The 23,486-nt window shown below is 39.7% G+C and carries 21 protein-coding genes and 2 pseudogenes; 11 read left to right on the forward strand and 12 right to left on the reverse strand.

The genetic code is table 11. The features are described from left to right. Positions 1-19 precede the first annotated feature (19 nt). From M1F14_RS11855 to M1F14_RS11875, 5 genes are read right to left on the reverse strand one after another with little or no spacing between them, the layout of a single operon-like run. Complete coding sequence (locus M1F14_RS11855) at positions 20-952, reverse strand: hypothetical protein (RefSeq protein WP_181468587.1); 933 nt, start codon at positions 950-952, stop codon at positions 20-22. 48 nt (positions 953-1,000) lie between these two features. Further along, complete coding sequence (locus tag M1F14_RS11860; protein WP_181468586.1) at positions 1,001-1,270, reverse strand: VRR-NUC domain-containing protein; 270 nt, start codon at positions 1,268-1,270, stop codon at positions 1,001-1,003. After that, positions 1,254-1,481, reverse strand: a complete 228-nt coding sequence (locus M1F14_RS11865; protein ID WP_181468585.1) for an ANR family transcriptional regulator — start codon at positions 1,479-1,481, stop codon at positions 1,254-1,256. Before M1F14_RS11865 ends, M1F14_RS11860 begins: the two co-directional genes overlap by 17 nt. Positions 1,482-1,504: 23 nt before the next feature. Beyond that, positions 1,505-1,711 carry a hypothetical protein gene (locus M1F14_RS11870; RefSeq protein ID WP_181468584.1) on the reverse strand — a complete coding sequence of 69 codons (207 nt, stop codon included), beginning with the start codon at positions 1,709-1,711 and terminating at the stop codon, positions 1,505-1,507. A gap of 2 nt (positions 1,712-1,713) precedes the next feature. Then, complete coding sequence (locus M1F14_RS11875) at positions 1,714-3,771, reverse strand: DNA polymerase (RefSeq protein ID WP_181468583.1); 2,058 nt, start codon at positions 3,769-3,771, stop codon at positions 1,714-1,716. A 22-nt stretch (positions 3,772-3,793) separates the two neighbouring features. Here M1F14_RS11875 and M1F14_RS11880 point away from each other — a divergent pair, with 22 nt between their 5' ends. Then, the gene (locus tag M1F14_RS11880; RefSeq protein WP_181468582.1) at positions 3,794-4,447 is read left to right on the forward strand and encodes a hypothetical protein; all 654 of its coding nucleotides are present in this window, start codon (positions 3,794-3,796) and stop codon (positions 4,445-4,447) included. Here M1F14_RS11880 and M1F14_RS11885 read toward each other — a convergent pair. Together M1F14_RS11885 and M1F14_RS11890 are read right to left on the reverse strand one after the other, a co-directional pair. Continuing rightward, complete coding sequence (locus M1F14_RS11885; protein WP_006660326.1) at positions 4,444-4,995, reverse strand: DUF2815 family protein; 552 nt, start codon at positions 4,993-4,995, stop codon at positions 4,444-4,446. The genes M1F14_RS11880 and M1F14_RS11885 overlap by 4 nt on opposite strands. A gap of 15 nt (positions 4,996-5,010) precedes the next feature. Continuing rightward, a pseudogene (locus tag M1F14_RS11890) lies at positions 5,011-6,144 on the reverse strand (DUF2800 domain-containing protein). Here M1F14_RS11890 and M1F14_RS11895 point away from each other — a divergent pair. From M1F14_RS11895 to M1F14_RS11905, 3 genes and pseudogenes are all read left to right on the forward strand, one after another. Beyond that, a pseudogene (locus M1F14_RS11895) lies at positions 6,098-6,880 on the forward strand (hypothetical protein); the annotation flags it as partial. The pseudogenes M1F14_RS11890 and M1F14_RS11895 overlap by 47 nt on opposite strands. Beyond that, positions 6,877-7,536, forward strand: coding sequence for a DUF2612 domain-containing protein (locus M1F14_RS11900; protein WP_181468581.1), 660 nt, complete (start codon positions 6,877-6,879; stop codon positions 7,534-7,536). The pseudogene M1F14_RS11895 and the gene M1F14_RS11900, both read left to right, overlap by 4 nt. 4 nt (positions 7,537-7,540) lie before the next feature. Beyond that, positions 7,541-8,971, forward strand: coding sequence for a phage baseplate protein (locus M1F14_RS11905; RefSeq protein WP_181468580.1), 1,431 nt, complete (start codon positions 7,541-7,543; stop codon positions 8,969-8,971). A gap of 30 nt (positions 8,972-9,001) precedes the next feature. Here M1F14_RS11905 and M1F14_RS11910 read toward each other — a convergent pair whose 3' ends face one another. The 3 genes from M1F14_RS11910 to M1F14_RS11920 form a co-directional block, all read right to left on the reverse strand. Further along, complete coding sequence (locus M1F14_RS11910) at positions 9,002-10,540, reverse strand: phosphoethanolamine transferase (RefSeq protein ID WP_181468579.1); 1,539 nt, start codon at positions 10,538-10,540, stop codon at positions 9,002-9,004. A gap of 110 nt (positions 10,541-10,650) precedes the next feature. Further along, positions 10,651-11,580 (reverse strand): lipopolysaccharide core biosynthesis protein RfaZ, encoded by a 930-nt coding sequence (locus M1F14_RS11915; RefSeq protein ID WP_181468578.1) that lies wholly within the window; start codon positions 11,578-11,580, stop codon positions 10,651-10,653. A 105-nt stretch (positions 11,581-11,685) separates the two neighbouring features. After that, positions 11,686-11,766 carry a hypothetical protein gene (locus M1F14_RS11920; protein WP_232370537.1) on the reverse strand — a complete coding sequence of 27 codons (81 nt, stop codon included), beginning with the start codon at positions 11,764-11,766 and terminating at the stop codon, positions 11,686-11,688. Positions 11,767-11,928: 162 nt separating this feature from the next. Between M1F14_RS11920 and M1F14_RS11925 the strand changes: the two genes are divergently transcribed. Together M1F14_RS11925 and lpxL are read left to right on the forward strand one after the other, a co-directional pair. Next, entirely contained in the window at positions 11,929-12,366 is a 438-nt protein-coding gene (locus M1F14_RS11925; protein ID WP_181468577.1) for a hypothetical protein, read from the forward strand. Between the two features lie 596 nt (positions 12,367-12,962). Further along, positions 12,963-13,886, forward strand: a complete 924-nt coding sequence (gene lpxL / locus M1F14_RS11930; protein WP_181468576.1) for an LpxL/LpxP family Kdo(2)-lipid IV(A) lauroyl/palmitoleoyl acyltransferase — start codon at positions 12,963-12,965, stop codon at positions 13,884-13,886. A 522-nt stretch (positions 13,887-14,408) separates the two neighbouring features. Here the strand turns inward: lpxL and gltP are convergent. Then, complete coding sequence (gltP, locus tag M1F14_RS11935) at positions 14,409-15,716, reverse strand: glutamate/aspartate:proton symporter GltP (protein ID WP_181468575.1); 1,308 nt, start codon at positions 15,714-15,716, stop codon at positions 14,409-14,411. 484 nt (positions 15,717-16,200) lie between these two features. After that, positions 16,201-16,866, reverse strand: a complete 666-nt coding sequence (locus M1F14_RS11940) for a GntR family transcriptional regulator (protein WP_042844405.1) — start codon at positions 16,864-16,866, stop codon at positions 16,201-16,203. Between the two features lie 403 nt (positions 16,867-17,269). On the opposite strand from M1F14_RS11940, the gene M1F14_RS11945 reads away from it, so the two are divergent. From M1F14_RS11945 to M1F14_RS11965, 5 genes are read left to right on the forward strand one after another with little or no spacing between them, the layout of a single operon-like run. Further along, positions 17,270-18,511 carry an NRAMP family divalent metal transporter gene (locus M1F14_RS11945; RefSeq protein ID WP_042844404.1) on the forward strand — a complete coding sequence of 414 codons (1,242 nt, stop codon included), beginning with the start codon at positions 17,270-17,272 and terminating at the stop codon, positions 18,509-18,511. Positions 18,512-18,525: 14 nt separating this feature from the next. After that, positions 18,526-19,302, forward strand: a complete 777-nt coding sequence (locus M1F14_RS11950) for a LamB/YcsF family protein (protein ID WP_042844402.1) — start codon at positions 18,526-18,528, stop codon at positions 19,300-19,302. After that, positions 19,302-20,108, forward strand: a complete 807-nt coding sequence (locus tag M1F14_RS11955) for a putative hydro-lyase (RefSeq protein WP_042844401.1) — start codon at positions 19,302-19,304, stop codon at positions 20,106-20,108. The genes M1F14_RS11950 and M1F14_RS11955 overlap by 1 nt, the downstream gene beginning before the upstream one ends. Before the next feature lie 9 nt (positions 20,109-20,117). Then, positions 20,118-21,722: a 5-oxoprolinase/urea amidolyase family protein gene (locus M1F14_RS11960; RefSeq protein ID WP_181468574.1), complete on the forward strand. Its 1,605-nt coding sequence runs from the start codon at positions 20,118-20,120 to the stop codon at positions 21,720-21,722. After that, positions 21,700-23,460, forward strand: coding sequence for an acetyl/propionyl/methylcrotonyl-CoA carboxylase subunit alpha (locus M1F14_RS11965; protein ID WP_405127783.1), 1,761 nt, complete (start codon positions 21,700-21,702; stop codon positions 23,458-23,460). The genes M1F14_RS11960 and M1F14_RS11965 overlap by 23 nt, the downstream gene beginning before the upstream one ends. Positions 23,461-23,486 lie beyond the last annotated feature (26 nt).

Raw genomic sequence — 23,486 nt, forward strand, 5'->3', positions numbered from 1 at the left:
ATATTAAGGACAGAAATTTTTATAGGGAGTCAATAATTTGGTCTATTGATATTTTAATTTGATGTTTACTTGCGGGAGAAAATTTACCAGCAAAATTTAACGCATAACTACCATCAAGATATTGGTCTATCGTGTAATGTTTGATGTTATTTTTAGTTAATATATAACTGTTTAATTTTTCTTGAAGCTCATTTATATTTTTTTTATTTATTTCTTTAGGGAGAGGTAACTTTAAACTATTCTCGAATTTAACTCCTAGAGTATATTCTGGGAATAAAGAGTTGCTTGAATCTAAGTTTTTATCTTTAATTTCTAAGGTTCTTATTTGGTTTTTTATTTCTTTAATTTCATCAAGTACAATTTCTTGAATAGAAACTTCTTTTTGGTCGAGTTTCGGTACTTTGAAATCCCCAAAGTGCTTTAAGAAAACACTGAAATTTTCAGGGTCTTTATTATATGAATCTATTGTATTTTTGATTTTATTAATCAAAATATCTTTGAATTCTTCAATACTTTTATATCTTAAATCATGTGGGTAATTTAAATGCTCAATTCCTGCTATATCGAAAGAATATGGGGTGTTGTCATCTTTAATGATGATAGTTGGTTTATCAAAGGCTAAGCGCATTCCTAATTCAAACATTACATTCGCATTACGGCTGCTTATATCGCAGACAACAATTGGGTTGAAATATAGATTTTGAACAATTCTTTTATGTATAGTTGAAACATCTATATCAAAACTAACAAGATTAGGTTCGAATCCTGCTTTGTTTATGGCATCATAAATTATTTCTCTTACATCATTCCAATGACCTGGTGGATAACCTTCCGTATTAGCTATTGGCATAATTACGCCACATCGCTTTTCATCAGAAATACCATTCTCTAGAGTGTTTTTATCTATATTACTTAGGTCATTTTTACCTTTATTAGCTTTATTCCCAGACATATTCATTGCTCTTGTTTTAGAAAAGATTGATATATCTTATTATTTAATTTATAAAATTCCAGTTAAATCCTTACTATCCAAAACGACAACATGAAACCCTAATGCAAAAAGCCTCGCGTGTTCCCGTAACTGATCGGGGCGGGGCTTTTCACCGGGGGCTTTGCACTCAACGAAAATGATTTTGCCATTAGGCAAAAGTACGATCCTATCTGGCACACCCCGACGACCGGGCGAAGTAAATTTATAAGCGATACCACCTGCTTTTTTCACTTCATTGACCAAGTGCCTTTCGATTACATCTTCACGTACTTTGCTCATTACTCGTGCCTTTATACATTTCGCGTTTAAGTTGTTTCATACAGAAATCAGAGCGTCGCTCACTCCAAATTTGATTGTTCCTTGCTCGAGAGAGTCGGTGTGCTTGTAACCAAGCCGTAGCAGCCTCGAAGTATTTCCCTGCTTGTTCAAGACGAATAGCATCCCGAGCCGCGCGGAAATACAACGGGCTATCGTTGTTTATGAATGTCATAGGGGAATTCCGTAATAAAAAAGTTAGTCTTTGTAATCGATTGTTTTTTCGTATAGTGCGTTGAAACAAGCGATAGCGCTGATAGCTAAGGCGGCAGGCCAAAAACCTGATAGTAGGATGTTAATTAATAAAGGAACCTTTTTAGCTTTATCTTTTACTTTTCTTGAGTAGAGAGTAAGCCCAATAAAAGTAATTAAGGCTCCCGCTGCCCACATATCCACAATATTCATTTCTAATCCTTCCTGTAGTGGTAAGCCTCAAAGCCTCCTGCACTTAGTGGGAGGTCTAGAGCCCATTCGGGGTTAGTGGCGAGTAGTTCTGATAAATGTTCATGGTTGAATGCGGGATTATCGAGTGCTTCAGTCAGCACCTCATCATGCACTGTGAGCACTATGTCATAGCCATTATCTTCAATGATAGGCATGTTACCTGCGAGAACATCACGCGCTGCAGCTTGGGTTACGTTTTCCACCAATTTCCCACCGTAGGTTTTCAAACGTTGCCATTTGCGGCTATAAGGGTTAACGCCCATATAACTGATTTGACCGTTATCATTACGTGGGGATGGGTAACAAACTGCACGACCCGAAGGTAAAACGATACGTAACCATGCTTTATCGCGTCTAACTTTAAGCTTACGGCAAGGAAAAGTGATCCCCGGTGAGGCAATCGCCCGACGTACGGTATCTTCTAATTCGTACCAGAAAGAGACCGTTTCGGGATGAGCATTTCGCCACATACGTTTAAGTGAATCGCAGGTAATAAACACGGTTTCGCTAAGGCCATAAGTTTTCTTGGTTTCAACCGATTTTTTATACCAGCTAAGCGCATCGTGTTTCACTTTTGGTGGGATATTAGGTAATGCAGCTTCGGCAAGTTCATCTAAATCTAGGCCATAGGTGAGGGCGAATGTTAAGAAAGCAGCAACACCGCCGCCATAACCTAAGCCAAGTTCCATCACTTTACCGATTTGGCGCATGTGCTTATCAACATCTTCAGGGGCGATATTGAATGCTCGAGCATAAGCTAATTTATAGAGGTCAGCGCCAATGCCTTTATCGAATTCACTGAACGCGGTAATCTTCCACGCTTCACCCGCTAGCCAAGCGAGCATACGTCCCTCGATATTCGAAAGGTCAGAAATGACTAGCTTTTTGCCCTCTGGCGCCATAATACAACCACGCAAAGCTGAACTGGTAAGTTGCATAATGTCATCATAAATAAGGTCGGCACATCCTGCTTTTAGCGCTTCGATACCGTTATCAATGGTGTCTTGGTCGAGTGTTGGCCTTGGTAAATTTTGCGGCTGAAACAAGCGACCTGCCCAACGACCTGTACGAGAGGCACCGCAAAATTGCAATGTTCCACGTAAACGACCATCGGAGCTTACACCATTCATCAGCGCTTTGTATTTACTGGTGCTGGTGGTACTGGCTTGTAGTCGTATGGTTAATAACTCACGTAACGGCAAAGGAATATCAGGGTCATTGATACGACGCTCTAATGTGCTTTTTTGCATGTCAGGCAGGTCAACGCCAAAAGCGGCAGAGATATGTTGTAGCAGAGCATCGCGCTGTGTTGCCGCTTGTACCTCATTATCGGTTAGCTTTTGGGTTAATTTAGCCAAACGTTTTTGTTCAATCTCAACAGCTTCAATGGCTGCAGTGGCGAGTTGAATATCCATACACACACCGCGATCGTTAATTCGTTGGTCACGATGCCAATGCTCTAACTCATTATCGCGATAGTTCCAGTTTGGCAAACGTTTATGCACTTCTCGCATGGCTTCGATATCTAACCCTGCGTAAGCAACAAAACGTTTCCACTCTTCAGGATGAGTTTTGCTAGTGGCGCGACGCAATGCTGAATTTTTAGGGCGAGGCTTACAAAATAACTGTATTAGGGCTTTACCTTCTTTATCCTTGGCCTTATCCAAAGGCACACCAAGCACTTCACATAGTGCGCCTAAAGCACCGGGTAAACCGTGCGCTAGTGCCTGAACCATAGTATCACGCCAGCGGCTAACATCTATTTTGATACCGCTATGATTAAGCATCGTGCGGTCAAAATGGCTGTTATGTGCATAAATAATAGTGTTAGGGTCTGTTAATGCTTTCTTTAATTCCGTAGGCATAGGGGATTTATCTGTAATATCCCAAATGTTAACGGAATCATTGTTTAACGCCCAAGCAAAAAGCATAATTTCAACAGTTTCTGCATAAGAATGCGTGCCGTATTTAATTGGCTTTTCACTAAATGTTTCGAGGTCGAGCCAGAGTGTATTTTTCATAATTTATTTAGGAGAGGATTAAGTGGAGTTGATGAAGCAGTTATCTATAGGTGAAATTTTGTCGTTGGTTCCTGCCTTTATAGCGGCATTAGGGGCCATAGTGGGAAATATATGCATAGCAGTTAAGTGGTTATTGAAATTTTCCGCTAATAAGCGAGCTAAATTGCTTAATTATTATAATGAGTATAATGAGTTACCAAAGGAAGAACCTGGTGAGATTACTAAAAACTTCATAATCAGAAAAATTAAAAATGCTATAGATTTTGAAATTACAAAAATAAGAGATGAATTTTCGGGTAAAATATTTATGTTTGTAATTTTAAATACAAAAAAAAAGATTGATTCCTTTCTCTTAAAAAGAGTTATTGGATTTGTAAGTGTTGATAGTGAACGTGCTTCTGTTGATCTTGTTAAGTTGAGGCGAGAGAATATTAAGAGTGTTTGTATTTCTTTGTTCTCTTTTATATTAATGTTTGTTTTTGTATATCTTTTATTTTTAATTGATTCCTATCCAGATAAAAAATCTATTTTTATTGAAAGTTATTTAGGCTCTTTAGCAATAATGTCAGAGGCTTTCGGACTAATGTTTTTTAGTAAATATAATAGAATTAAACCGGTGGAGAAATTAAACAATGCGCTAGCAGAAATTGATGCCAGCGCATTCAAGCCTAATTAAATCAATGATTCTTCCTCTTCGGCGACACTTAAGTCGTCGAAGTCATCTTCGCTCGCGACACCGCCACCTGCGAAGGCATCACCATCACGGAAGAACTGAACACCACCTAGCGAAGCTGAAATGCCTTTGCCTTGGTTGTCATAGGCAAAAATAGTGATAGTTGCATTGACATAACAGCCAGAGTAAGGGCGACCATCTTGTGCGGTTAACGGAGTGCGGTCACGGTCAATAACCAGTGGTCGCGCTTTGTTGCTTGCACCGATGTACATGTGATCTGCATAGCCGTCATACTCAATCTTCTCGTCACCATCGCGGAAGTTAAATCGCATTGAGTTACCGCGAATGGATTTGAGAACCGCATCAGCTTTGGCTCCCCATTTTGCTGTAGCGACTTGCTTAATTGCACTTTCAATCGCTTCGATTAAATCTGTGCGATTTTTGGGGATGAGAAACGTAGCGCGGAATTTGTAATCGCCTTGCCCGTTAACTTGGGTTGCTTCGAATAAATCTGGGAATGCCAAACGGACGTTGGATAATTTAACTTTCATATTGGGTACCTTTAATTAAATGAGGTCAGCGGCGAGTGACTCATCGGTCACATCGTCAAAATCGTTTTCAGGGGTGAGGACAAGAGCAGGGCGTGGGTCTGATTCGAGTGTAACAACAGGCTTACCTTCAGCTCGGGTAATGAGCGACTCTAATTTTGTCCAGCGGCGAGGATTATCCTTCTTGATTAGCTTTTCGGCTTGGGTTGGACTAATCAACTTCATGCTGTACATTTCTTCGCGCTTAAGTCTAAAGCCTTTTAATGTCGCTTCGGCTTCGGTCTCGTTACCCCATGCCCGGTTACCTAATTTACCAGTGACCAGTTTCAAGCCCGGTAGGGTGTGTCCCGCATTAAGTTCATCAGCGACACGAGCACGTAGGTTTTTGCAGAAGCTTTCGACGAAATCGAGTCCTTTATAAATTTCGGTTAACTGTGCCGGCTCAAGTACAGTAATACGCTGTGGCGCTTAGCTCAGTTGCCCCTCAAGCGGTGCGGTTAAATCGACAAAATCACCTTTTACCAACTCAAGGGCATGTTGAGCTTCCGCGGCACATAAACCGCCTTTAGCTTTACAGAAACGACATTGTTTTTCACCAGGGTTAAAACAAGTTATTGGCAGAGTATTAGCCCCTTCGCACTCTGCAATTGAGTAGGTAACAACTGCTTCCGCGGCGGCTTCTTTTGCTTGTTCACCAAAGGCAATTAGCTCATCAACTGTTAGCGCCCATTCTGAAACGTGATTTAAGCGTGGCTGGTGAATGAATAGGCGAACGGTTTTGAAGTCATAGAGCATACTGAATTGGTCTAAGGCACCTAAGGCATAAAGTTGTAATTGCTCATTGTTCTCAGCGTCAACTTTAACGCCTTTGCCGTATTTTAAATCGTGAATTTGCAATTCATCAGGGGTTAAAATAACAGCATCAGCGGTACCGAATGAGTTCTCAACACCAATGACGTCAGAGAAATCAACTCGCTGTTCGACTAGTAATTCTTTACCTGTGGCTAGTGACCAAACGGTTTCAACATATTGTCCAACAGCTTCTACCATTTCCTCATCAACTCGAGGTGTTCCAGCTTTAAGTAAGGGGTATTTACCAAGGTAAGACGGCACCGCTACAGGCGATATGCGTTCCCTTGAGACTGGTGCAATTGAATGTGGTGTTGGACAGCTTGATAAAGTGGCCAGTTCAGTGCTTGGCTGGGAAACAGTGAATAACCCGATCTCTGCGATGTTAGGGCGAACTGAAGAGTCTGATTTGCATGCCCGACGCAGACGCAAACAAACATTGGCAAGAAATACGGTGAGTGTCGGAGAGGCGATTACATCAGCACTCTATGAGTTGGAAGGCGTGCGTTTTTTGGCATTCAGGGAGAACTATGGCGATACGCCAGTCATTATCGACGGGATCACCTTGGTGCCTCATAGCGTTTACGTTTGTGTTGAGGGCGGCGATAAGAATCAGATTGCTCAATCCTTACTGAGAACAAAAACACTCGGTGCGGTCTTTAACGGCAGTGAAGAAGTTGAGGTACTGGAGAAAATTAGCGGTCAAACGTACCCTGTGAAATTTGATAGAGCAAAAGAAATCGTGTTGTTTTGCCGGGTAACAGTAAAAAAAGCCACGGTGGATGCTCAGACTATTATACCCAAGGCGGTCGAGTCCTGGTCAAATGGTGATGTCGAGGGCGACGGTGGCCTAGTGGTTGGTCGTGATGTTTCCCCCTTTGAAATTTCAGCCGGTATTAACACCGTAGAGCCAAGACTGTTTATTGCACGCGTGGAGCTTTCAACAGATGGTAAAGCCTGGTCATCTGATAATTACACGATAAAACTCAATGAAGTTGCTCGAATAAAAGGCAGTGCTGTACAAGTGGTGATCGTATGAAATCAGTACAATTATTTGATTTTCATTCGGATTTATTAAAAGCCATTCTTTGGCAATATGAAGATGCAGACAATTTAAAAGCATTAGCTGGTTACAAATCTGCTTATTTTGATAAGTCGACAGTGCAGTTTTGGCGTAACTGGTACCGTGATGTTTTTAACATCGATACAGCGAATGAGTTCGGGCTCAACATCTGGTCACGTATCCTCGATGTACCGTTAGGGATTGATGTTCCGCCGAGTGATAAAACGAAAGTAGGGTTTGGTTTTGGTAAAAAGAAAGCCAATTTCAAAGCTAATTTTCGGCGTAATTCGGATTACAGGTTGTCACTGACGGTAGAGCAAAAGCGGCTGATTATCCGCATGCGTTATTTCAATCTCACTCAAAGCCCTACAGTGACCAATATTAATGAGTTTCTGCGGCGATTTTTCTGGCAAGCAGACAGCAAAGTCTTTGTGTTAGATCCGCTAGACATGACTTACATGTATTACGTCTTCAACTACAACCCTGACGAACGTCTAAGGCTTTTGCTAGAAAACTTCGACCTCATGCCGCGCCCATCGGGTGCTGGTGCCAAATATCGCATAGTAACGAAGAAATCCTTCGGCCACGGAAAATTCCGCAAAAACTTCCTGAGCAGTAATTTCGGAGCATAAAACAATGACTAAAATTTTTAAAGTTCCCTTTGCAACACAAGGGGATCGAACTTTTATTCCCAATGAAGTGCAAGCCGATGGCGCAGTGTCTTACACGCAAGGCTATGGATATGACTATGAGCGTGACCAAGTTTCAGATCCAGCAGCTAAGGATATCGAACGTGAAAAAATGAACGGGATATTTCACGATATCACCGAGGCGGTTGGTGAAGTTCAGATGTTCGGGGTATCAAAGTGGAGCGAAGAGGGTAAACCATACCCAATTCGCTGCTTAGTTCATCATAAAAACAAAGTGTGGCAGTCCAAAGTTGAAAATAACGAGGTAGAGCCCGTTGCCGGCGCTCAATGGGCTGAATTAAAAGCTGATTTAACTGCTGGTGATATCAATGTTTATAACAAGACAGAATCAGACCAACGTTTTCAACCGCTAGGTAATTATCTAGTTGCGGGATATAGCTACTCTAAGCAAGAGTCTGATACCAATTTCCAGCCAAAAGGCAATTATGCGCCAGCAGGTAATTATGCTCTGAAAGGTGATAGTTACACTAAAGCAGAAGGGGATGGACGCTATCAGCCGAAGGGAAATTATCAGGCTGATGGTTATAGTTATTCAAAAATAGAAACTGATGGAAAGTATCAACCAAAAGGCAGCTATTTAGCGGCAGGTTACAGCTATTCTAAAACTGAGAGTGATGGCCGATATCAACCAAAAGAGAATTACCAGCCGTCAGGAGATTATGCAACTAATTCGGCACTAACCAGCGGATTAAATACAAAACTCAATACAAGTAATGTAGCTCAGGGAACAGGGAGTTCAACAGCCAATGTAATGAGTCAGAAAGCGGTTACCGATGCCTTACAAAATGCCGTTAATCTCAATACTATCTACCCTGTCGGTATCGTAGTTTGGTTTGCTCAAAATAAAAACCCTAATACTTTGTTTCCTAATACTAAATGGCAATATATTGGTGAAAATAAAACCATTCGGTTAGCTTCGTCGAGTGGTAACAATGTCTTATCTACAGGTGGATCTGACTCGATAACTTTAAATGCATCTCAAATGCCAGTACACAACCATAGTTTCTCAGGCACGACTGCTTCCGCTGGAGGTCACACGCATTCGCGAGGTACGATGAACATAACTGGTGCATTTGCATTAGGTGGTGGAAAGTCAGAAGGTGAAGCCCCCGGATTTGTGGAAGGTGCATTTAGTAAAACTACACGTACATTAAAAGTGAATACTGCGTCTGGCACAGTGAATAGTTCTGTTTCGCAAGTTAATTTAGATGCGTCTAAAACGTGGAGTGGAGAAACTTCAAATAGCGGGGCTCATACACATACGATAACAGGAGCGATTGGCAACGCTGGTGCTGGCTCGGCAATAACAGTAACTAACGCATATATCATGTTGATGGGATGGTATAGAATTAGTTAATGGAAATGGGGCAATTGCCCCATTTAATATTTATAGATGAGGAATTATATCATTAGGTAATTTATCAAAACTGACTACATTATTTTTAAAATTTAAAATACTGTCGCTAAATTTGCAGTCTTGATTTGAGATAAATTGACAGTTAGCTTTTTTATACAAACTAATACCAAGCCACTCAGAGTAGAGAGAAAGAAAGTTCATGCCACTGATTCGTGCGGTAATGAACTCTCTATTTACATCATTATAAGATGTAATAAAAAAAGGAACCGCGTAGTTTTCTTTATATTCATCCCCGTGAATTAAATCGAGTTTAGATGGCATGTCTCTATTTGAGAAAGAGACACCGTGATCGGCAAAATACATCATAGACCATCGTTCATTGCTTAACTTCAAATCATTGTAAATGGTGCGCAGTAAGCGATCTGTATTCTTCACTGATTTAACGTAGCAAGAAACTCGGTTACTAAGATAGAAATCATCATACTGATTGTTTGTTCTTTCACAGGCTGGCGTGTGGCTTCCCATTAAATGAACAACGATCAGCTTTTTACCTTTCACTTGTTGCTTAATAGCTGTATCAATATAAGGGATAAGTTCGTTATCATTTTCATTAGATGTGAAAGAACCTTTTTTGATAAAAATTGGGTTATCTGCTCGCTTGCCTATGCTGGCAATAGGAGTATCTGCACCACTGATGGAGCCTTGGTTCGAGATCCAATAGGTATAAAAACCGGCTTTTTTAGCGAGGGTAATGATGTTGTTCTGAATTTTCACATGCTCTGAAATGGTGTGTGTTAAAGACGGAACTGTGGATGGTGCAGCTGATATATAATTAGTGAAAATATTCCCATTTACTTTATCTAAAAACGGGGTGTTCTCTAATTCAAATCCATAGGAATGTAGCAAGTCTTTTCTAACACTTTCGCCGATAACAATAACATAAGTATCATACTCTCCAGCGCTGGTTAATTTTGGGTAATCATCATCTTTAGCTAGCATTTCACTAATGCGCTTGTGCTCTTCAATTGTTGAAGAGATGGCTGCTACTGATTGCTTTAAAAATTTAACTTCTGGAATGCCTGTATCTAATAATGAAAAATGATGATCGCTAATGGCTGTCTTTATAGGCGCTTGAAGGAAAATAATAGTAAAAATTGAAATAAAGACTAGTCGAAATTTATTTGAAATTTCAAATCTGAAACGGGTCGAAGCATAACCAAGCAGTAATATGAGAAATGACACTGCATAGTAGTAATAGGGGATATTAGAAACAAATTCGAATGATTCTTTTCTATCGGTGTATAGCATTGCTGTTGCAATATTGAAGCTCGGCTCGCCGTATAACATGGCTGTTGGGTAATAAATTGCGGCGATAAATGCTAAAAGGATTATGGATGTTAGGTATATAAATTTATTGGCGTTTACGGCGAGCAATAATAAAAACACAGCGAATGCATAGATAGCCTTAAATTCATATCCAAGAGCAATATGCGACAAACAAACAAAAAATAATAAAATACAGAAATTTAGAATGTTAATCTTCTTTAAATTTTGTAACGCAAAGCGCATTTAACTTATCTCACTTGGTAATTATCTTTTGTGATCATAGCGTTAATGCAAAGGCGCTGCAATGGTAAAAAAAGACAATCACATATAGCTACAAGCAATGTGCGAATCGCTTACTTATCTGAATTTTCTGTGCTTTTATTCTTCATTAACGCATTAATATTTTCTTTTTGAAAAGAAGTAATCGCACTATTAGGCGATAAATTAATAACGTTAACTCCAGCTTCCGCAAGGAAATGTGATGCGGAATTAAAGGCATTTTGGATTGTAATGAAATGATGGTCTAACGATGTTGGAAGCATATTTGAACGATTTTCATAAAACCGAGGCTTATCGAAATTATTCATATCTAAGCCGACAAAGTACAATTTTTCATAACCTAGAGAATATCCGATTTGCAACGCAGGATAAGCTACAGTGCCATAATCAAAAACGAATTCATTTATGTTAGATGAAAAGCCATAACCATTAAACCAATAGTGGTTATCGGATATGTAATCTTCATTAATTACTTTTTTCTCATCCATAAATAAATAACCTATACCACCAGTGATTAAATCTAATATCTTAAAAGAGCAGTTTATATCAGAAAAATCAATGAGTTTTAATATTTCGTATAAAGATAAGTAGTTGCAAAACAATGTTATTTCATCATCACTAACAATTTTTCTCACTAAATCGATTCTTTTGTTAACAAATGATTGGTCAATGATACAGTAAAACTGGAATTTAATTTCAGGGAGGGAGATTGCACCATTTACACCGAGAAAATCGTATTGCTCTTGGTCAAAGAAATCGGTAGGTACCTCATTCACGGATGGGCCGGTAGTCACAATAATCAATTTTTTGTGTGTTTTTGAGCTAGCAGGAAACATGTTTATCTTTAAACTTTTATTTTTATACGTAATTTCCGTTGTTTCATTGTTTTTATTTCTAGAAACATCAAATAAATACCAAATATTTTTATTATGGTGGTATTTTTTACTGCGAAACAGTCGGTACAGTGTTTTTAAAAACCAAGTTTTAAGCTTGTTTTCTGACATGTGAATGCTCATATGGATAATGAATATACTAATGCTTTATGCGGTAAAAAATTTCATTTTAGAGTATCAAATTATTGAATCAGAACAACGTATGAAAAATGCGGTTTAATAATATTTCTCATCATCTGTTTTAGTGCCACTGATAGTCAGTGACTGTGACGAACTCATGGCGACACGTAAACTCAATGGACCAAATCGCTCACCAATTCTTTTTATGATTTGCTCTTGCAGGGCATCACGGGTTCTATCGTTAGGCTTTTGCTTTAATTCTTTGACTTATAAATAGCCTTGCGAGAACATATTGAAATATTCAATTATTTTAAATATTCGATAGTAAGGGGGAATACTATGTTTTGTCGAATGGTATCATTGGTAGCGGGAATTCTTTTAAGTGGCTGTGTGTCTTCAGGAGTACCCTTTAATGAACCTGAAGAACGCCCGAAAAAGGTAGATATACCAACAAAAGTATTAACAATTAAATTGGACATCGGCAAAACAAGTCAACAGGAAACGATAGAACAGCTAGGAGTGCCAACTGACACTTCGTCATATGACGCTAATCTTTATGGTGAAAATATGAACGTACAGGAAAGTCATGTTGGAAAAAACTATGAGTATAAGGTCTGTGAAATGAGTCAGGCAGAAAAGACCCGTATTGTGATAAAAACGCTACAGATAGACAGAAATGCACCTGATTTGGAATATATTGTTGCATGCGGGACTACAAGGGAGAGAATATCGTTATCTTTCTTTGATGGAAAATTGAGCCAATATTCATACTATTAAGCTTTCTGTGTTCGCATGTTTTTGGGTATCTAGTTGGGTATCTTATTCATCGTTCATAAATCATTTCATTATAAATCAATAAATTAAAACCAACAATATTACTCCGGTAGCCGGCACCAAATAAGAACCCGTTATCTCATAGAGATAACGGGTTTTTTCTTGCTTGTCATTCAGGCCATTCTACTGCTTTAAATAGTCGATGGGACATATTTGAGCTATCACAGAACATTAGCTTGTCGACCTTCATTGCATACTCAGTTAGATGATTTAGTACTAAATAGGTATCGCTTCCCACTCTCATTTTTCCAACGTTAGCCGTTGGTGCCTCATATTCCCTCTAATCACTGCGATGCTTTAACATGAGTAGGTAAAAACTATTAGTGTTTATCTGGTAAAAGTATAACGTGAGAAAATATTTGGTTGCTTATTCATAGCTGAGGGTAGTGTTTATACGGATTATTGATATAATACTCACTGTTTAAGTCAGCTTATATTGTTGTGGCATTCATTCGTTATGGCATTCATGTTGAATTTAACAGACGAAATGCAGTCTAAAATAGCGTGCATTCTGCAAAGGCGAAGTATTGGGAGATATAATGTACGCCACAAACCCGTTTTCACTGAAGTTGTTCCATCCAAAATATGCAGTAACATGGTTAGGGGTATCTCTTTTATATTTATTGGTACAGTTACCTTATACATGGCAAGTTTGGTTAGGGGCCTTCTTGGGGAAAAACTCAAGGTATTTTATTAAGCGAAGAGTCTCAATTATAAAGCGAAATTTAGAATTATGTTTTCCAAATAAAAGTAAAAAAGAAATTGATGATCTAGTCACCGAAAATTTAAAATCATTAGGTATTGCTCTATTCGAAACTGGAATAGCATGGTTCTGGAGTGATACAAAAGTTAAAAAACTGTTCCAAGTTAAGGGAATGTCAAATTATTTGGATGCAGTGGCCAAAAATAAAGGTGTGATTATTGTTGGTGTGCATTTTATGTCGCTAGAGCTAGGTGGTAGGATCATGGGGCTCTGTTTTCCTGTTAATGCGATGTACAGGCCACATAACAATAAAGCAATGGAATACATCCAGACTAGAGGCCGCTGTCGCTCCGGCAAAGGAATGATTGACCGGAAAAATCTCAGATTCATGGTTCAAGAATTAAAAAGCGGTAAAGCAATATGGTTTGCTCCAGACCAAGATTTTGGTAAAAAAGGAACTATCTTTGCCCCATTTTTCTCGGTTAAACATAGTTCCACATCAAAAGGGACATCAACCCTTGCTCAACTGTCACATTCGCCAACTCTTACTGTTACGTTATTAAGAAATAAAAGCGGCGTTAAATATGACTTAATACTGGGAAAGGAAATACTTGGATATCCGACAACAGATGCTTTGCTGGATGCTACAACGATTAACTCAGTGTTAGAAGCAGAAATAAGAAAGGCTCCTGAGCAGTATCTTTGGGCTCATCGGCGTTTTAAAACTAGACCTGAAGGGGAGGCTTCACTGTATTTATAAATTTGCTATTCAGTAAATTTAAATCAAACAGTGAGATAACCTGTTTAAATATTATGATTAGTAAGTGGTGAGTATTTTTTGATGCTATTAAAGCAAACCCACCAAATATATGACTAATGATTTTATTGTAAGAAAGCCTCGCATAATACGAGGCTTTCTTATTAGAACCAGTTGTGTAGTAATAAAAATGATAATGAAAATATAAAAAGTACCATAAGATGCTGGAGTAATTTTAAAAATAAAAGGAATCTTCTTAATTGGTTCATTCTTTCCTGCTTGTACTAATTAAAAATGACTTATTTAGCATAGTAAAGAAATGAACAAAAAACGAATATAAAATAATTTTTTTGAAAAAGTGTGATGTAAATTAAATTTTATTAAGTAAGAGGTAAGTATAAATAACTAAATTAAGTAAGTTTTATAAGGGGTTTATATTATTTGATTAATGGTGATATAAAAATAATAAAAATGCTCTCTATAAATTAATATAAAGAGCATTATCCTTTTTATATATTGAAATGGCTAAAAGGATTGTTCATATTCAAGTGCTTTTTTCTTATCATATTTGTGTTCCCATTTTGCAACTACTAGTGCAGCAAGGGCATTACCTACCACATTAAGGGCTGTCCGGGCCATATCAAGAATACGGTCTACACCAGCGATGAATGCAAGGCCTTCTAATGGGATACCCACACTGCCTAAGGTGGCGAGAAGAACAACAAATGATACACCAGGAACCCCTGCAATCCCTTTAGAAGTGATCATTAATGTGAATACAAGTATTAATTCTTGCCCGATAGAAAGCTCAATACCATAGAGTTGGGCAATAAATATCGCAGCAATACTTTGATATAATGTTGAACCATCTAAATTGAATGAATAACCAATTGGAATGACAAAACTGGTAATCGATTTTGGTGCCCCGTATTTTTCCATTTTATCCATAATACGAGGGAGTACTGTTTCAGAGCTTGCTGTTGAATAAGCAAGCAATAATTCGTCTTTTAATATTTTCATTAAGGTGAAAATATTTATTCGACAGTAACGAGCGACTAAGCCCAATACAACCACCGCAAAAAATATAATTGCGCAGTGGACAAGTATGACTAATTTTAATAGTGGGACTAATGATGAAAAGCCGAAATTAGCGACAGTAACTGAAATTAAGGCAAATACACCGATAGGGGCATACATCATGATCATGTTAGTTACACGAAACATGGTTTCAGAAAAAGTCTGTAGCACATCAAGTAATGGTTGTTTTTTCTCTAAAGGCAAAGAAGAAAGCCCTAAGCCAAATAAAACAGCAAAGAAAATGACTGGAAGCATATCACCACTTGCCATTGCTGAAAAAATATTACTAGGAACTAAAGTCAGGATAGTATTAATAATCCCTGAAGGGTGGCTTGCAACTTCTTGGGTTGTTTTTTCATACTGGGATATATCGACTTGTGTTAATTGTGACATATCAATACCAACACCGGGTCGGAATATATTGGCGAAAGAGATCCCGACAATAATAGCAATGGTAGTAATAACCTCAAAGTAAACGATAGTTTTAAACCCAAGGGACCCTAGCTGCTTTGTATTTCCAACCCCGGCTATCCCTACTATTAGAGTAGAAATAACAATAGGAACAACGATCATTTTAATTAATTGAATAAAAATCTTACCAGCTGGAGACAGAATATTCAGAATAAGCCAATCTTTGTATTCAGTATTATCATGTAAAAGCGCCCCAGCAATAACGCCTAAAATGAGAGCTACCAATATTTGCCACCCTAGGCCAAATTTAAATGGTTTCTTTTTAGTTACTTGGTTTAATGTCATAGTGGAATCTCATTATATAAATAATATTTATGTATATGCTTTTTTATTATCATAAATTTTATAACCAATATTCGATAAAACTACAACTATTAACTCGAAAAAATAGAGTGATTACATTGGGTGATTTATTTCATTATGTATATTTTGTTATTATTTTATGTATAAACAAGTAATTGTGTAAAAGTATATGACTAAATGTATCTTTTAAGGAAAGGGAGATGTTAGAGATGTGTGTTGTATTTAAGTAACTATTGGTTATTATTTTTTTAATTAATTATGTTATTAATGTTAATTAATTTGTCATAAGACTTAATTATGGGAAGGTAATGACTTAAAGTGTTTGATTTGTTGCAGGGAATAGAAAATATAATATAAAAAATAAATTTGAGGATATTATTAATTAACAATTAGTTTTTGGCGATTATCTAACTGCCGAAAAATTAATCGAATCTATGTTGTATTATCCCGTAAAAAATATTCTGCATTAATTTGTTGAGGATTGGCTGCGCTTATATGCTGCAAGTAATGTGCGCTCTGATAAATCAAGGTAGCTACGTAGGGCACTGGCTGCTTCTACATTACGACCAGAGTCTAATAATTCAAGAATAGATTGGTTTTTATCAATATAAGGGGCATAGAGAATTTTGGGGTCATTAAGGTGACCAAATGCTAAGCGTAATTCTGCTGAAACATTACGATACAGCTTAATTAGGCGTTCGCTATCTGATAACTCGACAATCGCGGTATGAAACTGCATATTTGCGGTTCCTACACCAACCCAATCTTCTATTTTTTCATGCTCACGTGCACAGCTGACTGCCTCTTTCATTTTTTGAACTGCGGGGTGTAAAGCATATGCATGAGTGAGTGCGTCACACTCGATTAAGCGGCGTACTTGATAGATGTCAATAATAGCAGCCATATCAGGCACAGAAACAAATACGCCCCTATTTGGTGCGTAGGTGAGTAAGCCTTCTTGAGTGAGAACCCTAAACACTTCCCGCAAGGTGTTGCGTGAAATATCTAACACTTCACTTAATGTTGCTTCAGATAAGCGCTGACCTGGAGTGATTTCTCCCGCCGTAATTTTATAGCGAATAGTTTCTGCAATAGTCACGGATAAGGTTTGTGCAACAGGTTGTTTTTTCATAAAAAGAATAGTTTTAATTTAGCGATTAAATGAGTCGCTATATTCACATATTCGAGTTAGAGCGGCAAGTTTCCTTGCACAATGAGCACACTAGACTCATTTTTTGCACTGATATAGTGAAATTAAATAATTTTGCATCATTTTGGTGCTGATTATTTTGTAAGAAAGTAGACCGACCTCAATAATTTGTTAAAAAAGTGATCACGTCTTGGTTTTTAAATCATCAATAACGATTTTTATTGATTGTTTATTCAGCATCTCATATTAATTGTTCAACAATCTATTAAAGATGGATTAACAATATCTATAACAAGTAGAACAATGGCACGATAATTGCCTCAGTGATCATGACATCAACAATCACATCAATAATTAAAACAATAACTATTAGAGGAGTATGCATATGGCCGCTCAAGAAAGCGCATCAACGACCGCAGAGTATGTGAAAAGCCGCCGTTCTTCATTAATAAGTGCAATTTTTTTGATGGCAACTTCTGCCATAGGTCCTGGATTTATTACACAAACAGCAACCTTTACTGTCACATTAGGTGCGGCATTTGCGTTCGGTATTTTAGCGTCTATCGTGATTGATTTTGTTGTTCAGCAAAATATATGGCGAGTCGTGACATTAACGAAAATGCATTCATCAGAAATTGCTAATGCCACAATCCCAGGAAGTGGCTATTTACTTGCCATATTGGTTATTTTTGGTGGGCTTATTTTCAATATTGGTAATATTGCTGGTGCAGGTTTAGGGCTAAATGCACTTGTTGGTCTCGACCCAAAATGGGGAGGGTTAATCAGTGCATTGCTGGCGATTTATATTTTCTCATCCCGTAAAGCAAGCACATTTATTGACAGGCTCATTATTGGGTTAGGTGTAGTGATGATTGGCCTAACGTTATTTGTGGCTATTGCATCAAACCCACCTGTTGGCGAGGCTCTACGTCAAAGTGTATTACCGGATACGGTTGATTTTGCCATGATAACCACCATTGTCGGGGGAACCGTTGGGGGTTATATCTGCTATGCAGGCGCGCACCGCTTATTAGATAAAGGTGCAGTAGGGATTGAAAATATAAATATTGTGTCGAGTGCAGCAACCAAAGGCATCTTAGTTGTTGGTTTGATGCGCTACATTTTATTCCTTGCGATCTTAGGTGTGGTTGCAAGTGGTGTAACGATTGATATTTCAGGGCATGCGGCTAACCCTGCATCTCAAGCATTTCAGGCAGCAGCAGGTAACTTTGGTTTACGTATTTTTGGCTTAATTTTATGGGCTGCGGCACTGACCAGCGTGATTGGTGCAGCTTATACATCAATGAGTTTTTTAACGGCATTTAAATCATCAATTACCGAAAGGCAGCGTAATGTCGCGACCATCCTATTTATTGCTATTTCATTAATTGTTTATTTATTTATGGGAACAGCGCCTGCCGCATTATTAGTATTTGCAGGTGGTTTCAATGGGTTAATCTTGCCTATTGGATTGACCTTGTTTGTTTATATTGGTTGGAAAAGAACTGATTTGATGTCGGGATACCACTATCCACGTTGGTTATTATGGTCTGGGGTTATTACCTGTGCCTTAACTTGGTATATGGGTGTTATGTCTGTCAGTACAATCTTTAATTATCTGAAGTAACCCAAGGGGCGATGATGAAAAAACAAATCGATTTAAACAGTGACCTCGGGGAAAGTTTTGGTCAATGGAGTATGGGGAATGATGCAGCGATCCTTCCCGTGGTTAGCAGTGCTAATGTTGCTTGTGGGTTCCATGCGGGGTCACCAGAAGGCATATTAAAAACACTGCAAGCGGCTCAAGATAATGGGGTTGTGGTCGGTGCTCATGTTGGTTATCCCGACTTAGTTGGTTTTGGTCGTCGTAATATGGATATTGCTACTGATGAATTAATGGCGGATGTTATTTACCAGATTGGCGCTCTGCAAGGGCTAGCTACCGCCGTTGGGACTCAAGTACGTTATGTTAAGCCCCATGGGGCACTGTATAACACGATTGCTCACGATAAGCGCCAAGCGATGGCTGTGATTAATGCAATGTTAGCTGTTGATAATCAATTGATATTAGTCGCATTAGCGGGCTCGCCATTGATTGAATGGGCAAGAGAAAGTGGGTTGAATGTGGTGGCTGAAGCCTTTGCGGATAGGGCTTATAACAGCGATGGCACGTTAGTTTCACGTCGATTAGAAGGCGCAGTTTTACATGACCCGCAATTAGTTGCACAACGCATGTTGCAACTGGTTAACGAAGGCGGGGTGATGTCAATTGATGGCCAATTTACTCCGATTGAAGCTGGGTCGATTTGTGTACATGGGGATAGCCCCGGTGCGTTAGAAATGGCACAGGAAGTACGTAATGTATTAGAAAATCAAGGCATTGAAATTCAGGGTTTTGTGCATAGAAGGGATAGCTAATGACGCAACTTATGAAGGCATCGCAACAAGCGATTGATGCGGCACGCGCCGCCAGAGAAGCTATTCGTAGTGGTTATGATAAACCAACAGCAGGGCTTGCCCGCGGAATGACACAAGCCAATATGATAGCCTTGCCCCGTGACTGGGCGTTCGATTTTTTATTATACGCACAGCGTAACCCTAAGAGTTGCCCAGTGCTAGATGTATGCGAAGCAGGGAGTTGGCAAACAAGCCTTGCAGACGGAGCTGATTTACGGACAGATATTCCACGTTACCGTGTTTGGGAAAATGGGCAGTTAGCTGCTGAAATTACAGATGCGACAGAGATTTATCAACAACATCCAGATTTAGTCACCTTTCTTATTGGTTGTAGCTTTACATTTGAAACGCCAATGATTGAGGCGGGTATTGATATACGGCATATCACTGATCAATCGAATGTCCCCATGTTTAAAACGAATCGATTATGTCGCCCCGCGGGGCGTTTGCAGGGGGAATTAGTTGTTTCAATGCGCCCAATCCCCGCTGACCGCATCGCGGATGCCGTGAGTATTACTGGGCGCTTTCCCGCGGTTCATGGAACGCCTGTTCATGTTGGTGCACCTGAGCAGCTTGGTATTCAGGATATTATGCGCCCTGATTTCGGTGATGCCGTCAGAATTGAAAAAGGGGAAATTCCGGTATTTTGGGCATGCGGAGTGACGCCACAAGCGGCAGTAATGAAGTCTGGTGTTCCTTTTGCTTTGAGTCATGCACCCGGTTATATGTTTATTACTGATGTTCCTGATGCTGCATATCATATATAGAGGTGCCCATTGCGATTTTTACCCGTCAATTTAAGTGCCTTCATGGTTGAATTGGATAGCCTTGAACAAACAATGGCACTGACAGACTCTTTAACAGAGATACCAATTCATGGGGTTGAAGAAATAATCCCCGCAGCGCGAACCATTTTAGTCCGCTATAACCCGTTTATTGCGGAAGAAGACAACTTGGTTAAATTGATTTCCTTGAGGGATATCACCAAAGCTAAAGCGAAGGCTAGCAAGCTTGTGACAATTCCTGTCCATTATAATGGACAGGATTTACCTGATGTTGCCCAGTTCCTCGGTGTTTCTGTTGATGAGGTGATCCGGCGACACACACAAAATGAGTATCAAGTTGCTTTTAGTGGTTTTGCGCCGGGTTTTGGGTACATGGTTTCTAAGCATGCTCAGTTAAATGTCCCAAGGCGCCAATCACCTCGAGTGCGGATACCCGCAGGTTCAGTGGCTTTGGCAGGGGAGTTTAGTAGTGTTTATCCGCAAGCAAGCCCCGGGGGCTGGCAGTTAATTGGTGTAACCGAGTTATCAATGTGGGATATCAACCGCCCTGAACCAGCCTTAGTGCAGGCAGGGACCCGGGTCAACTTTGTTGATGCACAGAAAAGTCAGGTTAGTTATAGTTTACCCACAAAGAACCTAAGCATAGAGCAACCTGAAAATACGAAAGCAGACTTAATCGTGTTGGCTACGGGTTTACAGACGTTATTCCAAGATTTAGGTCGAGTAGGCCAGTCGGCATTAGGGATTTCAGAATCCGGTGGTATGGACAAATCAGCACTACGTAGTGCTAATCGTATTGTGGGGAATTTATCTGACGCAGCGGTATTAGAAATTACTCAAGGTGGCTTTAAAGCTCAAATAAATAGAAATTTAGTAGTTGCTGTTACAGGCGCCTCCTGTGTGATTGAGGTGACAACCGCTAGCAATCAACAATATCAAGTTAATCCTTATCAACCTGTACATTTAATCAAAGGGGATGTGATTAAACTTGGGAGTCCAAATAAAGGTGTACGCAGTTATTTAGCTGTACGGGGTGGGTTTAATGTTAAACCTATTTTATCTAGTTGTTCATTCGACACTTTGGCACAGGTTGGTCCTGCGCCTCTTAGGGTTAATCAGGCACTAAGCATTAAGACGAGCTCACCGATATCAGCAGTTTCTTTATCAGAAACCCCTGCATTTGATTACCCAGATGCAGATGATGTTGTTGTGCTTGATGTGGTTTTAGGCCCTAGAACTGATTGGTTTACAGAGCAAGCTATTGATAAGCTAATAAATCAATTGTGGCAGGTAACAGCCGCATCAAATCGTATAGGTTTGCGTTTGTCAGGTGAGAAACCTTTTGAGCGTAAAAAATTACAAGAATTGCCGAGTGAGGGGACTTGTATAGGCGCTATCCAAGTTCCAGCGAATGGCCAGCCAGTTTTATTTTTAAATGACCATCCATTAACCGGAGGGTACCCAGTTATTGGGGCCGTATGTGAATATCATTTAGATTTAGCAGGGCAAATTCCTGTCAATGCAAGAATACGCTTTAATCCACTTGGTGAATTTAAAGAATTACATGGGAGTGATGGTACTGATGAACAAGAATAAAAAGACACACAAAGTATTGATTGCAAACCGAGGTGAAATCGCTGTTCGTATTATTCGTGCTTGCCGTGATTATGGTTTCCAGTCTGTTGCGGTGTATGCAGACAGCGATATTGATGCATTACACGTTAAAATGGCAGATGAGGCATATGGGCTAAACGGGAACTCACCTGCACAAAGTTACTTAAATATTGAAAAGTTAATTGAAGTCGCTCAGAAGTCAGGTGCGACGATGGTGCACCCAGGTTATGGCTTTTTGTCTGAGCGTGCGGAATTTGCCCGTGCGGTGAATGATGCGGGTTTAATATGGATAGGACCAAGTGCGGAGAGTATTGATATCTTAGGTGATAAGGTTCAGGCTCGCCATATTGCTATGCAAGTAGGAGCCCCACTGGTTGTGGGGACGAAAGACCCGGTTATTGATGCGCAGGAGGTAGTTAAATTTGCTCATCAACACGGTTTGCCTATCGCAATAAAAGCTGCGTTTGGTGGAGGTGGTCGAGGTCTCAAAGTCGCGTGGCAATTACATGAAGTTGAAGAACTTTATCATTCTGCTGTACGCGAAGCGGTTGCCGCTTTTGGGCGTGGTGAGTGTTTTATTGAACAGTTTTTGCATAACCCGCGCCACATTGAAGCACAGGTGATTGCAGATACACATGGTAATGTGCTGGTGGTGGGGACAAGGGATTGTTCATTGCAGCGTCGTAATCAAAAATTGGTCGAGGAATCACCCGCGCCATTTTTATCTGAGGAACAACAGCAACAAATTATTAAATCCTCAACAGATATTTGCCGTAAAGCTGGCTATGTTGGCGCAGGCACCGTTGAGTTTTTGCTGAGTCAGGACGGGACGTTATCATTCTTAGAGGTGAATACTCGGCTACAAGTTGAGCATCCGGTAACTGAGGAAACGGCAGGGATTGATTTAGTTATTGAGCAATTACGTATTGCCGAAGGTTTACCTTTAAGTATTAATGAGACTCCGAAGCCTCGCGGTCATGCTTTTGAGTTCCGAATTAATGCGGAAGATGCAGGTAATGGTTTTTTGCCAACACCAGGGACAATTACAACTTTTGATGTTCCAACAGGGCCTGGAGTTCGTATTGATAGTGGTGTTGCTGCTGGTACGACGATCCCAGGGACATTTGATTCGTTAATGGCAAAACTGATAGTGGTGGGAAATACGCGAGAACAAGCTATTTCACGCGCCCGTCGCGCTTTAGCAGAGTTTAAGATTGAGGGGGTCGCATCGGTATTACCGTTCCACCGCGCGGTCATGGAACAAGCCGACTTTTGTGACCGTTTTAATGTACATACACGTTGGATTGAAACAGAATTTAGTGTGGAGATCCCCCCTGCAAAGCGCCAAATTCCATCTGCAAACCATCAATTGACTCGCACCTTTATTGAAATTGATGGCAAACGTTGTGAATTAGGCTTACCGGCGCAGTTAATGTCCGGCCTTACCGCAAATAGTGTGCCTCCAACTAATATGATACCACCTAACGGTGAGCTTCAAGCTGCTAGCAACCCTGATGTGGTGAATGCGCCTATCTCCGGTGTGTTGTTTAACTGGTTGATCCCTCAGGGGGACAATGTCGTAGAAGGGGATGTTATTGGCGTAATGGAAGCGATGAAAATGGAAGTGCAAATTATTGCTCATCGTACTGGAACGCTGAAATACCATGCAAATAAAGGTGAGTTTATTGAAGCGGAATCTCCAATTGCTGAAATTATCTAACATGTAATAGTTGTATGGCTTGGGCT

The organism is Providencia sp. PROV003 (assembly GCF_045040775.1).
Lineage (GTDB): Bacteria > Pseudomonadota > Gammaproteobacteria > Enterobacterales > Enterobacteriaceae > Providencia > Providencia huashanensis.

Bases quoted from the DNA above. Each gene is read 5' to 3' on its own strand.
- M1F14_RS11900 (WP_181468581.1), top strand. From the start codon at position 6,877: ATGAAATCAGTACAATTATTTGATTTTCATTCGGATTTATTAAAAGCC.
- M1F14_RS11965 (WP_405127783.1), top strand. From the start codon at position 21,700: ATGGTACTGATGAACAAGAATAAAAAGACACACAAAGTATTGATTGCA.
- M1F14_RS11905 (WP_181468580.1), top strand. From the start codon at position 7,541: ATGACTAAAATTTTTAAAGTTCCCTTTGCAACACAAGGGGATCGAACT.
- M1F14_RS11865 (WP_181468585.1), bottom strand. From the start codon at position 1,481: ATGACATTCATAAACAACGATAGCCCGTTGTATTTCCGCGCGGCTCGG.
- M1F14_RS11955 (WP_042844401.1), top strand. From the start codon at position 19,302: ATGACGCAACTTATGAAGGCATCGCAACAAGCGATTGATGCGGCACGC.
- M1F14_RS11945 (WP_042844404.1), top strand. From the start codon at position 17,270: ATGGCCGCTCAAGAAAGCGCATCAACGACCGCAGAGTATGTGAAAAGC.
- lpxL (WP_181468576.1), top strand. From the start codon at position 12,963: ATGTACGCCACAAACCCGTTTTCACTGAAGTTGTTCCATCCAAAATAT.
- M1F14_RS11855 (WP_181468587.1), bottom strand. From the start codon at position 952: ATGTCTGGGAATAAAGCTAATAAAGGTAAAAATGACCTAAGTAATATA.
- M1F14_RS11860 (WP_181468586.1), bottom strand. From the start codon at position 1,270: ATGAGCAAAGTACGTGAAGATGTAATCGAAAGGCACTTGGTCAATGAA.
- M1F14_RS11940 (WP_042844405.1), bottom strand. From the start codon at position 16,866: ATGAAAAAACAACCTGTTGCACAAACCTTATCCGTGACTATTGCAGAA.
- M1F14_RS11875 (WP_181468583.1), bottom strand. From the start codon at position 3,771: ATGAAAAATACACTCTGGCTCGACCTCGAAACATTTAGTGAAAAGCCA.
- M1F14_RS11910 (WP_181468579.1), bottom strand. From the start codon at position 10,540: ATGCGCTTTGCGTTACAAAATTTAAAGAAGATTAACATTCTAAATTTC.
- M1F14_RS11925 (WP_181468577.1), top strand. From the start codon at position 11,929: ATGTTTTGTCGAATGGTATCATTGGTAGCGGGAATTCTTTTAAGTGGC.
- M1F14_RS11870 (WP_181468584.1), bottom strand. From the start codon at position 1,711: ATGAATATTGTGGATATGTGGGCAGCGGGAGCCTTAATTACTTTTATT.
- M1F14_RS11950 (WP_042844402.1), top strand. From the start codon at position 18,526: ATGAAAAAACAAATCGATTTAAACAGTGACCTCGGGGAAAGTTTTGGT.
- M1F14_RS11885 (WP_006660326.1), bottom strand. From the start codon at position 4,995: ATGAAAGTTAAATTATCCAACGTCCGTTTGGCATTCCCAGATTTATTC.
- gltP (WP_181468575.1), bottom strand. From the start codon at position 15,716: ATGACATTAAACCAAGTAACTAAAAAGAAACCATTTAAATTTGGCCTA.
- M1F14_RS11915 (WP_181468578.1), bottom strand. From the start codon at position 11,580: ATGTCAGAAAACAAGCTTAAAACTTGGTTTTTAAAAACACTGTACCGA.